Source organism: Bacteroides ihuae, assembly GCF_900104585.1.
GTDB classification, from domain to species: Bacteria; Bacteroidota; Bacteroidia; order Bacteroidales; family Bacteroidaceae; genus Bacteroides; species Bacteroides ihuae.
Genome location: NZ_FNVX01000006.1, coordinates 990,504 through 1,007,026 on the forward strand (window position 1 = coordinate 990,504; position 16,523 = coordinate 1,007,026).

Consider the following 16,523-nt stretch of genomic DNA (forward strand, 5'->3'; position numbering starts at 1 on the left):
TATGAGCAAAGAAAAGCTGATCGAGAGCATCAGATGTATTCCCGATTTCCCAATACCAGGAATTCAATTTAGAGACGTGACTACTCTGTTTAAAGATTCGGAGTGCTTACAGCTCCTTTCGGACATGATGTACGAAATGTATAAAGACAAAGGAATAACGCAAGTAGTTGGCATTGAGTCGAGAGGCTTCATCATGGGCCCAATTCTTGCCACAAGATTGGGTGCCGGATTTGTCCCCATTCGTAAGCCGGGCAAACTTCCAGCGGAAACAATAGAAGAGAGCTACGACAAAGAATATGGCACAGACACAGTTCAAATACATAAAGATGCTTTGAATGAGAACGACGTAGTGTTACTTCACGATGATCTGCTAGCTACAGGTGGAACAATGAAAGCTGCATGCGAACTGGTAAAAAGGCTTCATCCACAAAAAATATATGTGAACTTCATTATAGAACTAAAAGACCTTAAAGGGAAAGAATTGTTTGATAAGGATATTGAAGTAGAATCCGTACTCAGTTTATAATAGTCCAAAGTAGATGCTCTGCACACGAACCAGAACAAAAAGCTGAGGACGGGCAGAGCTTTTTTAAACCCTATATTTGCAAGAGAAAACATAAAATGGAACCAGAGGAACTCAAAACGGGAGAATATCTGAAAGGCATTGTGCAAAACTTGCCTGAAGGCCCTGGCATTTATCAATATCTGAATGCCGAAGGCACCATTATATATGTAGGAAAGGCTAAAAATTTAAAAAGAAGGGTTTATTCGTATTTCAGCAAAGAACATGAGCCAGGGAAAACTCGAGTATTGGTAAGTAAGATAGCCGATATCAGATATATAGTGGTTAATACCGAAGAGGATGCACTATTGTTAGAGAATAACCTGATCAAGAAATACAAGCCACGCTACAACGTATTACTGAAGGATGATAAAACGTATCCTTCCATTTGCGTACAGAATGAGTACTTCCCACGGGTTTTCAAAACAAGAAAAGTTATCCGCAATGGCTCTTCTTACTACGGGCCCTATAGTCACGTGCCTTCTATGTATGCTCTATTGGATCTTATCAAGCACCTATATCCCCTACGCACTTGCCACCTAAGCCTTACACCGGAAAATATTCGGTCGGGTAAGTTTAATGTATGCTTGGAATATCACATTAAAAACTGCGCAGGCCCTTGCATCGGTCTGCAATCTCATGATGAATATATGAAAAACATCGGCGAGATAAAAGAGATATTAAAGGGAAACACACAAGAAATTAGTCGAACACTGCTCCAGCAAATGCAGGAATTGGCTACCGACTTAAAGTTTGAAGAGGCCCACATCCTAAAAAAGAAGTATGAGCTAGTGGAAAGTTATCGGGCTAAATCCGAAGTGGTGAGTTCAGTACTACACAACATCGATGTCTTTTCCATCGAAGAAGACGGAGAAAAATCAGCTTTCATCAACTACCTGCACATTACCAACGGAGCCATAAATCAGGCTTTTACGTTTGAGTATAAAAAGAAACTCAATGAAACAAAGGAGGAACTTCTCTCCTTAGGAATCATTGAAATGAGAGAGCGATACAAAAGTCTCTCTCATGAAATTATCATTCCCTTCGACTTGGAAATGGAATTAACCGATGTTATTTTCACAATTCCACAACGTGGCGATAAAAAGAAATTGCTCGATTTATCCTTGCTCAACGTGAAGCAATATAAAGCCGACCGTATGAAACAATCCGAGAAACTGAATCCTGAACAAAGAAGCATGCGATTGATGAAAGAAATTCAGCAAGAATTGCATCTTGAAAAACCGCCTTTGCATATAGAGTGTTTTGATAATTCCAATATCCAGGGAACGGATGCAGTCGCGGCTTGTGTGGTCTTCAAAAAAGCCAAACCATCAAAGAATGATTATCGAAAATACAATATTAAAACGGTTGTAGGCGCCGATGACTACGCATCCATGAAAGAGGTCGTTAAAAGGCGATATCAACGCGCTATAGAAGAAGAAACGGCCCTACCCGACCTGGTGATTACCGACGGAGGAAAAGGGCAAATGGAGTCTGTTAGACAGGCTTTGGAAGAGATTGGGGTAAACATCCCTATAGCTGGACTTGCAAAAGATAGAAAACACCGTACTTCGGAGCTTCTTTTCGGCTTTCCTCCTCAAACCATCGGACTAAAGCAAGGAACGCCCTTATTCCGCTTACTGGAACAAATACAAGATGAAGTACACCGTTTTGCCATCACTTTCCATAGAGACAAACGCAGCAAACGACAAGTGGCCTCTGCGCTCGATGAAATAAAGGGAATAGGTGAGAAAACGAAGAGTTTGTTACTAAAAGAATTTAAGAGCGTAAAACGCATTCGCGAAGCATCCGAAGCGGAATTAACAGCAGTTATCGGCGAAGCAAAAACAAAGGTGATAAACGACTACTTCAATGCCCCCACTATCGGGAAATAAATCATCAAAACGACACAGCTATTCTCTTTTTATTCGTAATTTTGCCTTCCTATAGAGAAAAAGAACAAGAATGAGAGTAGTTATACAGCGTGTTACTCACGCTTCGGTCACCATAAATGGTGTTTGCATATCGGCAATAGAGAAAGGATTACTGGTCTTGCTAGGTATCGAAGAAGCTGACGGAAAAGAAGATGTTGAGTGGCTTTGCAAGAAAATCGTAAATCTACGCATCTTCGATGATGAAAATGGAATAATGAATAAATCAGTATCCGATATAGAGGGTAATATACTATTAATTAGCCAGTTCACCTTGCATGCATCCACCAAAAAGGGCAACCGTCCTTCGTATATTAAGGCTGCTAAGCACGAAATATCTGTTCCGCTATACGAAGCATTTTGTAAAGAGCTTAGCGCGACGCTTGGCAAAGAAATAGGTACGGGAGAATTTGGCGCTGACATGAAAGTGGAATTGCTAAATGATGGGCCGGTAACCATCTGTATGGATACAAAAAATAAGGAATAATGACACTGGAAGAAGCTCAAAAACAGGTAGATCAATGGATCAAAACGTATGGAGTACGCTACTTCAGCGAACTGACCAATATGACTATCTTAACAGAAGAAGTGGGAGAACTGGCACGAATCATGGCACGAAAATACGGTGATCAGTCGTTCAAAGAGGGCGAAAAAGACAACATTGCCGATGAACTGACGGATGTGCTATGGGTGCTCCTTTGCATTGCCAACCAAACAGGCGTGGACCTGACAGAAGCATTTGCCCGTAATCTGGAAAAGAAGACGAATAGAGATAATAAAAGACATATAAACAACCCCAAATTAAGCGACGATGGAAAATAATGAAACAGCCCCGAGCAAGTATGATGCCGCACTGGGTAAGTACAATACAAATCTAAATGATGCTGATATCAAGGCGCAAGTAGCAACTCTTATAGAAAAAAAATTGCCTGCCAACAACACCGAAGAGGTGAAGAAATTGTTGTTTAACTGCATTGATTTGACTACATTAAACAGTAGTGACAGCGACGAAAGCGTGATGAAATTCACAGAAAGAGTAAACAAGTTTGATGAAGAATTTGCTGAATTAAAGAATGTAGCTGCTATCTGCGTATATCCTAATTTTGCACAGGTAGTAAAAGATACGCTGGAAGTAGAAAATGTAAATATCGCCTGTGTATCAGGAGGATTCCCCTCTTCTCAGACATTCATTGAAGTCAAAATTGCCGAAACAGCTATGGCTATCATGGAAGGTGCCGACGAAATAGATATTGTTATTTCCGTTGGCAAATTTCTAAGCGGCGACTATGAAACAATGTGTGAAGAAATACAAGAGATCAAAGATACCTGTAAAGATAAACATCTTAAAGTGATTCTTGAAACTGGTGCTTTGAGTAGCGCATCCAACATAAAGAAAGCTTCTATTTTATCCATCTATTCGGGTGCCGACTTCATCAAAACATCTACTGGAAAACAGCAACCTGCCGCCACTCCGGAAGCAGCATTGGTTATGTGCCAGGCAATCAAAGAGTATTACGAAGAAACGGGAAGCAAGATTGGATTTAAACCTGCGGGAGGAATCAACAGCGTGCATGATGCTTTAGTTTACTACACCATCGTAAAAGAGACATTGGGCGAAGAATGGTTAAATAACAAACTCTTCCGCTTGGGAACAAGCCGTTTGGCAAACCTGTTACTATCTGAAATTAAAGGAGAAGAGATTAAGTTTTTCTAACAAAAATAGAATAATAAAAGAAGTCATATCGTGTTATCTGCTAGTAAAAGTAGATGACACGATATCTTTATTTATGTCTATCTACAACATACTCAAGATAAGATTGCAGAGAAATCTTCACAGCGGAATCGGGCAATTGAGCGAGCAACCCCAAAGCCTTTTGCTTATACTCAGACATCACATTTTGAGCATATTCAATGCCTCCGTTTGATTTAGTGAATGCAATCAAATAGGTTATCTCACCAGCAGTCGCAGTACCATTTTTTACCTTTACCGCCACTCCCCTAGCTTCCTCATCTTCAGTGTTATTCAATGCATGAAGAGCAGGAAGTGTCAACTTTCCTTCAAGCATATCATTACCAGTGGGCTTACCAATATCTCTACTATCTGAGTAGTCGAAAATATCGTCTTTAATCTGAAAACAAATACCTATATACTCACCCAAAAGACGAGCATGTTCTGCCGTAATTGAATCAACATCTACTGAAAGTGCAGCAGCTTTGGTGCAAGTAGCAAACAACGCAGCTGTTTTTTTACGAATCACATCAAAGTAAATTTTCTCTGAAAAGATAGGATTACTAACGTTGGATAATTGTAGCAGTTCGCCCTCAGATAAGTCTTGTCCAAGCTTAGAAACGACATCAATAATGTTATGGTTCATCGTCTTCCCAGCCTGAATTAGACAAGTAGCCAACAGATAATCCCCCGTAAGAACAGCTACCTTATTATTGAAAATAGCGTTAACAGAAAGCTGACCACGACGTTCAGTACTTTCATCTACCACATCATCGTGTACTAAACTTGCAGTATGGAGCAACTCTAATGAAACCGCAGCATGCAGAGTCATTGGCTTAATATCCCCATAAAGTTTGGCTACAAGCAAGACCAAAATGGGGCGCATCATCTTTCCATTCCTTTGCCGCAAATGATCAATAACGCTGGTAAGCAAAGGGTTAGAACTAGACAATGAATCATCAAATAGATTTTTGAAATCCACCAGTTCATCGGCAATTGGGAATTTTATAAGAGATAAGCCATCCATAAAAATACTATTTGGGTACAAAAGTAATAATAAAACAATTAATACAGTATTTTTTTGTACTTTTACCATGAAAAAACCCTTAAAGATGGACAAAAATAGCAAACTTTTCCTACTAGACGCTTACGCACTTATATACAGAGCATACTATGCATTCATCAAAAATCCGCGGATTAATTCGAAAGGATTCAACACATCTGCGGTACTTGGCTTTGTAAACACGCTTGAAGACGTGCTAAAAAAAGAACAACCAACGCACATTGGCGTAGCCTTTGACCCAGCAGGGCCAACTTTCCGCCACAAAGCTTATGAACAATATAAGGCTCAACGAGAGGAGACTCCGGAAGCCATACGCCTATCCGTGCCAATCATTAAAGAAATAATTCGTGCATATAAAATACCGATTCTTGAAGTTGCTGGTTTTGAAGCCGACGACGTAATAGGTACTCTTGCCACCGAAGCCGGGAAGCAAGGAATCACAACCTATATGATGACCCCTGATAAAGATTACGGACAACTTGTCACAGAGAATGTGTTTATGTATCGCCCTAAATATGGTGACAAAGAATTCGAAATAATGGGCATTGAACAGATCAAAGCGAAATTTGATATTCAGTCTCCGGCACAAGTAATTGATATGCTAGGATTGATGGGCGACTCATCAGATAACATCCCCGGATGTCCAGGAGTAGGCGAAAAAACTGCCCAAAAACTTATTGCCGAATTTGGAAGCATCGAAAATCTTTTAGCAAATACCGATAAACTAAAAGGGGCAGTAAAAACAAAAGTGGAAGCAAACAAAGAGATGATCACTTTCTCTAAATTTTTGGCTACCATAAAAATAGATGTTCCTATCGCACTCGAGATGAATGCACTCATTCGCGAAAAAGCAGATGAAGAATCACTTCGGAAAATTTTCGAGGAAATGGAGTTCCGGACATTGATCGATCGGATCTTTAAAAAAGAGGGACAAAAGAATGGGATCAGCAACGAAGCAAATTCATCGTCGAAAAAAAACAAGCAACAAGAGGCTTCGGGTGCTCCAGTTCAAGGCAATCTCTTTGACGTTTTTACGCCCAATGATGCAGTTGAGGAATTTAAAACGAATCTAGAGCGTTTAGATATTTCAATTATAGACTATCAACTCATTGATAATCAAGAGAAAAGGAGTCATTTAATTCAAAAGTTACTGACAACGAAAATACTCTCGTTAGACACGGAAACTACCGGAACGGATCCAATGGAAGCAGAATTGGTAGGAATGAGCTTTAGCCATGTAGAAAACCAAGCATTTTATGTACCAATACCTGCTGATCGAGAAGAAGCGTTAAAAATCGTAAATGAGTTCCGTCCACTCTTCGAAAATGAGCAATCACTAAAAGTTGGGCAAAACATCAAGTACGATATGTTGGTACTTCAAAATTATGGAATCGAAATAAAAGGAAAACTCTTCGACACGATGGTAGCCCATTATATTCTCCAACCAGAGTTGAGACATGGCATGGATTATATGGCGGAGATCTATCTACATTATCAAACAGTACATATTGATGAGTTGATCGGAGCAAAAGGAAAGAACCAAAAAAACATGCGCGACCTTTCCCCCGAGGAAGTTTACCTCTACGCCTGCGAAGATGCCGATGTGACGCTGAAGCTAAAAAACATTCTTGAGAAGGAGCTCAAAACAAACGATGCAGAAGAATTATTCTATGAAATTGAAATGCCGCTCGTCCCAGTTTTAGTAGACATAGAAAGCAACGGTGTTCGTTTGGATACAAATGCCTTAAAGCAAACGTCCGAACACTTTACTAAAAGATTACTCACTATCGAACAAGAGATATACCAACTTGCTGGACAAGAATTCAACATTTCCTCCCCTAAACAAGTAGGCGAAATATTGTTCGACCGACTAAAGATTGTGGACAAAGCCAAGAAGACAAAAACAGGACAATATGTAACGTCTGAAGAAATACTCGAAAGCATGCGTCATAAGCATGAAGTAGTAGAAAAAATTCTGGATTACAGAGGATTGAAAAAGTTACTTGGTACCTATATTGACGCTCTTCCACTCCTCATCAACCCCAAAACAGGAAGAGTGCATACATCATTTAATCAAACAGTAACCGCTACCGGAAGATTAAGTTCAAGCAACCCAAACTTGCAAAATATTCCGATACGCGATGAAGATGGAAAAGAGATTCGCAAAGCTTTTATTCCAGATGACAATTGTCTGTTTTTCTCTGCGGATTATTCTCAGATAGAACTACGCATCATGGCACATTTAAGTGAAGATAAAAACATGATTGATGCCTTCCTCAGCGGGTATGACATCCACTCTGCCACTGCTGCCAAGATTTATAAAATAGATATTAAAGAGGTAAACTCTGACATGCGCCGTAAGGCTAAAACAGCCAACTTTGGTATTATCTACGGCATTTCTGTATTCGGATTGGCCGAGCGCATGAATGTAGACCGAAAAGAAGCGAAAGAATTGATTGACGGGTACTTCGCAACCTATCCTCAAGTGAAAACGTACATGGAGAAAAGTATAGAAGTAGCCCGAGAAAAAGGATATGTGGAAACGATGTTTCATAGAAAACGTTTTTTGCCGGATATCACTTCAAGAAACGCCGTTGTTAGAGGCTATGCAGAGCGGAATGCAATCAACGCCCCCATACAAGGTAGCGCCGCCGATATTATTAAAGTAGCCATGGCTCGCATCTACAAACGATTCAGAGATGAAAAATTGAAAGCGAAGATGATTCTCCAAGTACATGATGAATTGAATTTCAGCGTACCAATAGAAGAAAAAGAGTATGTGCAGCATATTGTAATTGAAGAGATGGAGAAAGCATACTTAATGCATGTTCCACTAAAAGCTGACTGCGGATGGGGAAAGAACTGGCTCGAAGCACATTGAGAATATGCTAAGATTTCAGATATAGTCCACACCCCTTTATATCTATTCATCATAAACCACAATAGCTAAGTGGCTACTAGCTAAAGAAATATGCCATAACAATATGTGTGAAAAGACATTTACATATATTGTTATGGCATATAAAGTAATAAATTAGAGGCACAATCTACAAATTACACGTTCATTCTTCTTCTGAATTCAACGAAGAAGCACTATCCTCCACTAACAAATAAAGACCTATTAACTAAAAAAGGTCCATAAATGAGAGTCTTTCCTAAACCAAATATTGTGGGAATAGAAAGTCCATTTCTTATAACTTTATTTAACCTAATCGCAAAAAGCAACCAAAGTAATCACTTAGAATACTTACTGCTAACTCCGCACCCGATAAAGCAATGTTGCCGGAGATTTATTATCCATTTATATTGCCATATTGGAACTAATAAGAAATATATCTGCTGACACATTAAGAATAATTTCGGCATAATAATTCATTTATGTCAAAGCATTATCTATATTTGCAGTGTAATTCAATACAAATAGTAGATATATGATATAATCAACCTAAACAACATACGATCATGAAAGCAAAAGTATTTTTAAGAACAGTAGTACTATTAGTCATAACTATGGCATGTACATTAAGCGTTTCTGCAAGAAATGACAATAACCTGATCTACAACTCTGAACAAAAAGATGGCCTTCTTATCGGGCAGACTGTTTATAAGCAAGATGGCGAAAGTTTGTCTAATTACATCAAATACAACTATACGTATGATGCACAAAAAAGAATGACCCAAAACGAGGCAATGAAATGGAGCAACATCAAAAACAATTGGGAAAATGACTTATGCATCCGTTACAAATACGAAGGTGGAAATGTCACGACTGAATATTACAAATGGAACAATAAAAAAGCTGAATACATATTGGTTCCTGAAATGACAGTCACCATGGAAGCTCAAAAATGATAAGCAACAAATAAATTATTAATACTTAAACCAGTTAAACCTAATTAATAACAAAACTCTCTCTAAATAAACCTAACATTAACATGAACTAAGCAGGTGAATGTGGAAATGGATTTTCAACGCAACCTCTCTCCTCACCTGCTTTTAGAAAACTCTAAAAAAAGGCCGGACTTTACTCCCGGCCTTTTTTGTGTCACGTGAAACAGAATGAATTATTTTTTAATAAACACTTGACATTAGCTCTCAAATGTAGTATATTTGTAATCGTAATAATAAAATAGATTCAGATTAAACTGAGATAAAAAGAGGGTACTTTGAAGTATCCTCTTTTTTGTAAAAACCCCACGCAACAGAGTAAACGACCCTAGTCAGCAAGCAACTGAACCGTGCAGTTGAAGGAAAAGAACCGTGCAGTTCGCTCCAAAGACGGTTGCATTTCAGAGAAAAGACGGTTGCACTTTTCAGAAACACTACTGTCTTACAGAAAAACGTCAATAAGAATGTCTTCCTACCACTCTATCAATCTAAAAACAAGTCCAAGTTCGTGAGAATAGTTAAGAATAAATAAATCGCCTCTTGACAAAAAGTTGCTCAAACATTCATCTCAATTGCCCGATAAGCATCTATTTAGAGGGATATTCTAAACATAGAGAAGATAAAAAAGAATATACTCTATATTATGCACAAGTAAAGCTGACTCAAGTGTAACGGAATTGTATAAAAGAATGCACTACCCTACCCTTTTATCAGGAACAATGGCGATATTCTTTGCATTACCCCGAATAATTTGTACTTTTGCCTCGTTATACGCTTAAAATAAAAGATAATTAAATAATAATGGCTTTACAATGTGGTATAGTCGGGCTACCGAATGTAGGTAAATCGACTCTTTTCAATTGCTTGTCGAATGCTAAGGCGCAGGCTGCAAACTTTCCTTTCTGTACGATAGAACCGAATGTGGGAGTAATAACCGTTCCTGACGAACGTTTAAATAAACTTTCTGAATTGGTGAATCCGCAACGCATTGTTCCTACAACAGTAGAAATTGTAGACATTGCCGGACTAGTGAAGGGTGCAAGCAAAGGTGAAGGACTTGGCAACAAATTCTTGGCCAACATCCGCGAAACAGATGCAATCTTACACGTACTCCGTTGTTTTGACGACGATAACGTGACGCACGTTGACGGTAGTGTAAACCCTGTTCGAGACAAAGAAATCATTGATTATGAACTACAATTAAAAGACCTAGACACTATAGAAAGCCGAATGCAGAAAGTGCAAAAGCAGGCTCAAACAGGTGGCGACAAGGTTGCCAAGCAAACTTACGAGGTGTTAAGCAGATATAAAGAAGCTCTGGAACAAGGCAAATCGGCCCGCACAGTAGAATTCGATACAAAAGACGAACAGAAAATAGCAAAAGAACTCTTTTTATTGACGAGCAAACCGGTGCTCTACGTGTGCAATGTGGACGAGAAAAGTGCCGTAAGCGGAAATAAATATGTAGAGATGATCCGCGAAGCGGTGAAAAATGAAAATGCTGATATACTTGTCGTAGCAGCCAAAATAGAATCGGAAATAGCCGAGTTCGAAACATACGAAGAACGCGAAATGTTCCTCAGTGAAATAGGTCTAACAGAATCGGGTGTAGCACGCTTAATCAAAGCGGCTTATAAATTACTCAATCTGGAAACATACTTCACCGCTGGTGTGCAGGAAGTTCGTGCTTGGACTTACCTGAAAGGCAGTAAGGCACCTCAATGTGCAGCCGTTATTCATACCGATTTTGAAAAAGGTTTCATTCGCGCCGAGGTTATCAAGTACAACGATTTTATAAAATATGGCTCCGAGGCTGCTGTCCGCGAAGCCGGAAAACTCAATGTGGAAGGAAAAGAATACGGAGCAGAAGACGGAGACATCATGCATTTCCGTTTCAACGTATAACAAAAATACACTTTTCCTGTTTACCGAAATCATTTTTCGCCCATTGAGTTGTTCATTGATTAAGTTTAAAGCCATTCTCAATCTTGACGCAGATCTGTGCAATGAACCAGGCACTGCAGATCAGAAAAAGAAGAAGTAGGCAAAAGATAAAAAACAAAAGAATATGACGAAAATAATGGATGAGACGAAACAAGAAGAACGCTGTTCTTATTGTGGAAGTATAAAGAAAAAAGGCCTCCGCTATCTGATAGCCGGAACCGGAGGAGTAGGTGGTAACATAGCCGCCTTTTTATGGCTGGCAGGAAGAGAAGTCACTTGCATAGCCCGTGGAGAACAACTTGCAGCGATACAAAGTGAAGGGTTAAGACTCAAATCGGGTTTGAAAGGCCAACACAACATTCCCATGACGGCCTGCACAGCTGAAGAGTATAACGGAAAAGCCGACGTAATATTTGTTTGCGTCAAAGGTTACTCTGTTGACTCTATCATCAGTCTTATAGAAAGAGCATCGGACAAAGATACCATCGTAATACCAATAATCAACGCTTATGGCACAGGGCCTAAGATACAGCATCTTGTGCCCAAAGTAACCGTATTGGATGGATGCATTTACATCGTAGGCTTTATCTCTGCTCCCGGAGAAGTAACCCAAATGGGAAGCATCTTTCGCATCGTATTCGGTGCGCACAAAGGAACAAACGTAGCACAAGAATTATTAGAAAAGGTAAAAAAAGACCTTCAAGATAGTGGCATTAAAGCTGAAATATCTCCCGATATCAATCGGGATACATTCATCAAATGGTCTTTCATCTCAGCAATGGCTTGTACCGGCGCTTACTATGATGTACCAATGGGCGAAGTCCAGAAAGAAGGTGAAATACGCAATACCTTTATCGGTTTATCCAAAGAAAGTGCTGCTCTGGGTGCTAAACTAGGTATCGCTTTTAGCGAAGATTTAGTAACCTATAATCTTAATGTTATAGACAAATTGGCCCCTGAAAGCACCGCTTCTATGCAAAAAGACATTGAGCGCGGACACGAATCGGAAGTAGAGGAACTACTCTTCAATATGATAGCAGTAGGCGAAGAGCAGGGTGTTGAGATGCCCACATACAGAACTATTGCTCAAAAATTCAGAAAATAGAATGATGGATAAAGGAGAGTCAGAGAAACAAAAAATGTTTGCGGGCGAACACTACGATGCGCACAGCAAAGAGATGGTAGCTATACGTACTAAAGTAAAAAGAATACTCCATAAACTAAATGTTACGGAGTATTACACGGACAAGTTTCAAGACGTAACCAATGAACTTTTCCCAAATTCGGCCAAAAATATGCACGTTGAACCTCCTTTCTATTGCGACTACGGTGATCACATTTATGCCGGCGATAAAGTATTCATAAACTTCGGAGCTGTAATTCTGGATGGTGCTAAAGTTACCATCGGAGCACATACAATGATAGCACCCGGCGTACATATATACACCGCTCAGCATCCACTCGAAGCCGATGAACGAGATAAATGGGAAGACTGCAAGCCAGTCACCATTGGCGAACGTTGTTGGATAGGCGGACACACAACCATTTGCCCCGGAGTAACCATCGGAGATCGCACTGTAATCGGTGCCGGATCCGTGGTAACAAAAGACATCCCTGCCGACTCACTTGCGGTAGGAAACCCCGCTAGAGTTATCAGAAAATTAAACGAAACGAAAGAACAACAAGTATGAATCATCTCCTTGCTACAATCAATTGGAATCCGAATCCGGAACTATTGAAGGTTTTCGGCATTTCTATCAGGTACTACGGACTGCTATGGGCTGTAGGCATCTTTTTAGCCTATCTCGTAGTTCACTACCAGTTTCGCGACAAAAAGATTGGTGAAGATAAGTTCGAACCACTCTTTTTTTATTGCTTTTTTGGCATTGTGCTTGGAGCACGTTTAGGACACTGCCTATTCTACCAACCCGATTATTATCTCAGTCACCCCGTTGAAATGCTTCTTCCTATCAAGTTCCTACCCGGTGGAGGATGGAAGTTTACGGGATACGAAGGGCTAGCCAGCCACGGAGGCACCATCGGTTTAATAATAGCTCTTTGGCTCTATGTACGCAAAACAAAGCTCAACTACATTGATGTGCTCGACATGATAGCCGTAGCAACACCTATTACCGCTTGCTTCATTCGCTTAGCCAACTTAATGAACTCTGAGATTATTGGTAAAGCAACCGATGTTCCTTGGGCATTCGTTTTTGAACGTGAGGACATGATCCCCCGCCATCCGGCACAACTATATGAAGCGATTGCTTATTTCTGCTTCTTCCTTATCACGATGTATCTTTATAAAAATTACAGTAAAAAAGTTCACCGTGGATTCTTCTTCGGCCTTTGTCTTACCTTGATTTTTACTTTCCGATTCTTTATCGAATTCCTGAAAGAAAATCAAGTAAACTTTGAAGATGGAATGACACTCAACATGGGACAGTGGCTCAGCATACCTTTCATTATTATAGGAATTACCAGCATACTCCTAGGAAAGAGATTGGACAAAATGAAATAGTCGAAAGCAACAAAATTAGACTTCATAGACATAAAAAGTCCCCGATTATTCCTTACTTTAAAAAAGATAATCGGGGACTTTTATTATTTACCTCTTACTATTTTCTTGATATCGCTTAACTTATTCAGCGCCTCAAGAGGTGTCAGATTATTTACATCCAGGTTCAATATTTCATCTCTTATCTGGCAAAGAATAGGGTCGTCTAACTGGAAGAAATTGAGTTGCATGCCTTCCCGCTTCTCACTCACTTCTGCCAAAGGTTTACCCGAAATACCCTGTTTACGGTTATCGCTCTCTAACTGATGAAGTATATCATTGGCACGCTTCACAATACTTTTAGGCATACCAGCCATCTTGGCCACATGGATACCAAAAGAGTGCTCACTCCCACCCCGTTCCAACTTACGCAAGAAGATTACTCTATTATCTACCTCCTTCACCGACACGTTGTAATTCTTTATTCGTTTAAAGGATTTCTCCATTTCATTCAACTCATGATAGTGAGTAGCAAAAAGCGTACGCGCCTTCGCTCTGGGATGCTCGTGGATGTATTCCACAATCGCCCAAGCAATAGATATGCCGTCGTAAGTAGAAGTACCTCGTCCCAACTCATCGAAGAGTACAAGACTGCGTGGCGAAACGTTATTCAAAATATCAGCCGCCTCGTTCATCTCTACCATGAAAGTAGACTCTCCCACCGAGATATTATCACTTGCTCCCACACGAGTGAATATCTTGTCTACCAAACCGATGTGCGCACTTTCGGCAGGAACAAAGGAGCCAATCTGAGCCAACAGCGTAATCAAAGCCGTTTGCCTCAAGAGAGCCGACTTACCTGCCATGTTTGGACCCGTTATGATGATAATCTGTTGCGAAGCGCTATCTAGCATTACATCGTTAGCAATGTACTTCTCTCCTATCGGCAATTGCTTCTCAATAACCGGGTGACGTCCTTGGCGAATATCCAAAACATCACTATCCTCTATCACCGGACGAATATAATTGTTGGCCCGCGCCACATTGGCAAAAGAGAGTAAACAGTCGAGTCGCGCTATCTGGTTAGCATTGATCTGTATGGCAGGAATATATTCCGCCAGAGATAAAACCAGATCATTATAAAGTCTCGTTTCTAGCACCAAAATCTTATCTTCAGCACCCAGAATCTTTTCCTCATATTCCTTCAGCTCCTGTGTGATATATCGTTCAGCATTCACCAGTGTTTGCTTCCTGATCCATTCCTGAGGAACTTTATCCTTATGCCCGTTACGCACCTCTATATAGTAGCCAAACACACTGTTATAGGCTATCTTCAAACTAGGTATTCCCGTCAATTCACTTTCACGTTGCTGAATCTGTAACAAATAATCCTTACCAGAATAAGCTATTTGGCGCAGATCATCCAACTCAGCATTTACGCCGCTCTTTATCACTCCTCCTCTATTGATCATTAATGGAGGATCATTGTTCACCTCTTTCTCTACCTTATCTCGAATGGAGAGACAAAGATTCAGCTGATCTCCTATCCTATTCAAACTCGGATTATCGGCAGCTAGACAAGCCTCCTTAATTGGTTCTATAGCTTGCAAAGCGATTTTAAGTTGCACTACCTCACGCGGAGAAACGCGTCCCACAGCTACCTTTGAAATGATTCTCTCCAAATCACCTATCAGATGAAGTTGTTCTTCGATCAGCTCCTTAAAGTCGGGTTCACGAAAGAAATATTCCACCACATTCAAGCGGTCGTTTATTGGTTTCTCGTCTTTCAACGGAAACACCATCCAACGTTTCAACAAGCGTGCGCCCATCGGACTGATCGTCTTATCAATCACGCTCAGTAAGCTGCTTCCGCCATCGTTCATACTCGATATAAGTTCCAAGCTCCGCACAGTAAACTTATCCAAACGCACAAACTTGTCTTCTTCTATGCGTGCCAACGACGTGATGTGGCCTATCTGTGTATGCTGAGTCATCTCCAGGTATTGTAAAATAGCACCCGAAGCGATGATGCCATTCTTCAAGTGTTCCACACCAAATCCTTTTAGGTTCTTGGTTTCAAAGTGCTTAAGCAACTTTTCACGGGCAGTAGTATCCGTAAAAACCCAATCGTCTAGTTCAAAAGTAAAGAACTTATTGCCAAAGTTCCCTTCAAACATGCCACGTTTACCTCTCTCAAACAAGATTTCCTTCGGACCAAAGTTGTTGAGCAACTTATCCACATAGTCAAAAGGTCCTTCAGCAGTAAGAAACTCTCCGGTAGAAATATCAAGAAACGACACTCCACAATTTGCTTTACCAAAATGGACAGCCGCCAAAAAGTTGTTCTCTTTGTAATTAAGAATATTATCGTTGATAGAAACACCCGGCGTAACCAATTCAGTAATGCCTCGTTTCACTAATTTCTTTGTTGTCTTGGGGTCTTCAAGCTGATCACAAATAGCCACCCGCTTACCTGCACGAATGAGTTTTGGAAGATACGTATCGAGTGCATGGTGTGGAAAGCCCGCCATTTCGACGCTTTTTCCTTTTCCATTGGCCCGCTTAGTTAATGTAATTCCTAAAATATCGGCAGCTATCACAGCATCAGTAGAATATGTTTCGTAGAAGTCGCCGCATCTGAAAAGCATTACGGCATCGGGATGTTTTGCCTTCAGATCCAGAAACTGCTTCATCATCGGGGTTAGTTCGATATCATCATTGTTCACAGTAAATTTCCTCTTTTTTAAAGTTGAATAATAGAACAAATCTACATAAAAATCTCCAAGTAATGACCGCATCCAACAAAAATAAGCTCTCAGCACCTTAAACTGTGCTTTTTCATCGGCCAACGTTGTTATCTGAAAATAAACATGTAAATTTGCCAACTAAAGATAGAAACAGGTAGAAAT

General features: G+C 40.2%; 13 protein-coding genes. 11 read left to right on the plus strand and 2 right to left on the minus strand.

Annotated elements, in window-relative coordinates; all coding sequences use genetic code 11:
• The first annotated feature begins 1 nt into the window (after position 1).
• From BQ5338_RS14725 to deoC, 5 genes are all read left to right on the plus strand, one after another.
• Positions 2–526: an adenine phosphoribosyltransferase gene (locus tag BQ5338_RS14725; RefSeq protein WP_071147546.1), complete on the plus strand. Its 525-nt coding sequence runs from the start codon at positions 2–4 to the stop codon at positions 524–526.
• 95 nt (positions 527–621) lie between these two features.
• Positions 622–2,457: an excinuclease ABC subunit UvrC gene (uvrC, locus tag BQ5338_RS14730; RefSeq protein WP_071147547.1), complete on the plus strand. Its 1,836-nt coding sequence runs from the start codon at positions 622–624 to the stop codon at positions 2,455–2,457.
• 70 nt (positions 2,458–2,527) lie between these two features.
• Positions 2,528–2,980 carry a D-aminoacyl-tRNA deacylase gene (gene dtd, locus BQ5338_RS14735; RefSeq protein ID WP_071147548.1) on the plus strand — a complete coding sequence of 151 codons (453 nt, stop codon included), beginning with the start codon at positions 2,528–2,530 and terminating at the stop codon, positions 2,978–2,980.
• Entirely contained in the window at positions 2,980–3,315 is a 336-nt protein-coding gene (locus BQ5338_RS14740) for a nucleotide pyrophosphohydrolase (RefSeq protein WP_071147549.1), read from the plus strand. Before dtd ends, BQ5338_RS14740 begins: the two co-directional genes overlap by 1 nt.
• Entirely contained in the window at positions 3,305–4,207 is a 903-nt protein-coding gene (gene deoC, locus BQ5338_RS14745; protein WP_071147550.1) for a deoxyribose-phosphate aldolase, read from the plus strand. The genes BQ5338_RS14740 and deoC overlap by 11 nt, the downstream gene beginning before the upstream one ends.
• 67 nt (positions 4,208–4,274) lie before the next feature.
• Here the strand turns inward: deoC and BQ5338_RS14750 are convergent, their stop codons facing one another.
• Positions 4,275–5,249, minus strand: coding sequence for a polyprenyl synthetase family protein (locus BQ5338_RS14750; RefSeq protein WP_071147916.1), 975 nt, complete (start codon positions 5,247–5,249; stop codon positions 4,275–4,277).
• 85 nt (positions 5,250–5,334) lie between these two features.
• Here BQ5338_RS14750 and polA point away from each other — a divergent pair, with 85 nt between their 5' ends.
• From polA to lgt, 6 genes are all read left to right on the plus strand, one after another.
• Positions 5,335–8,166 (plus strand): DNA polymerase I, encoded by a 2,832-nt coding sequence (gene polA / locus BQ5338_RS14755; protein WP_071147917.1) that lies wholly within the window; start codon positions 5,335–5,337, stop codon positions 8,164–8,166.
• A gap of 581 nt (positions 8,167–8,747) precedes the next feature.
• Positions 8,748–9,137: a DUF3836 domain-containing protein gene (locus tag BQ5338_RS14760; protein ID WP_071147551.1), complete on the plus strand. Its 390-nt coding sequence runs from the start codon at positions 8,748–8,750 to the stop codon at positions 9,135–9,137.
• An 837-nt stretch (positions 9,138–9,974) separates the two neighbouring features.
• Positions 9,975–11,078 (plus strand): redox-regulated ATPase YchF, encoded by a 1,104-nt coding sequence (ychF, locus tag BQ5338_RS14765; protein WP_071147552.1) that lies wholly within the window; start codon positions 9,975–9,977, stop codon positions 11,076–11,078.
• Between the two features lie 175 nt (positions 11,079–11,253).
• A complete protein-coding gene (locus BQ5338_RS14770; protein WP_071147553.1) occupies positions 11,254–12,222 on the plus strand; it encodes a ketopantoate reductase family protein in 969 nt (322 codons plus the stop codon).
• Positions 12,223–12,226: 4 nt separating this feature from the next.
• Entirely contained in the window at positions 12,227–12,808 is a 582-nt protein-coding gene (locus BQ5338_RS14775; RefSeq protein ID WP_071147918.1) for a sugar O-acetyltransferase, read from the plus strand.
• Entirely contained in the window at positions 12,805–13,638 is an 834-nt protein-coding gene (gene lgt / locus BQ5338_RS14780) for a prolipoprotein diacylglyceryl transferase (protein ID WP_071147554.1), read from the plus strand. Before BQ5338_RS14775 ends, lgt begins: the two co-directional genes overlap by 4 nt.
• Positions 13,639–13,721: 83 nt before the next feature.
• Here the strand turns inward: lgt and mutS are convergent, their stop codons facing one another.
• A complete protein-coding gene (gene mutS, locus BQ5338_RS14785) occupies positions 13,722–16,310 on the minus strand; it encodes a DNA mismatch repair protein MutS (RefSeq protein ID WP_071147919.1) in 2,589 nt (862 codons plus the stop codon).
• Between the last annotated feature and the right edge of the window lie 213 nt (positions 16,311–16,523).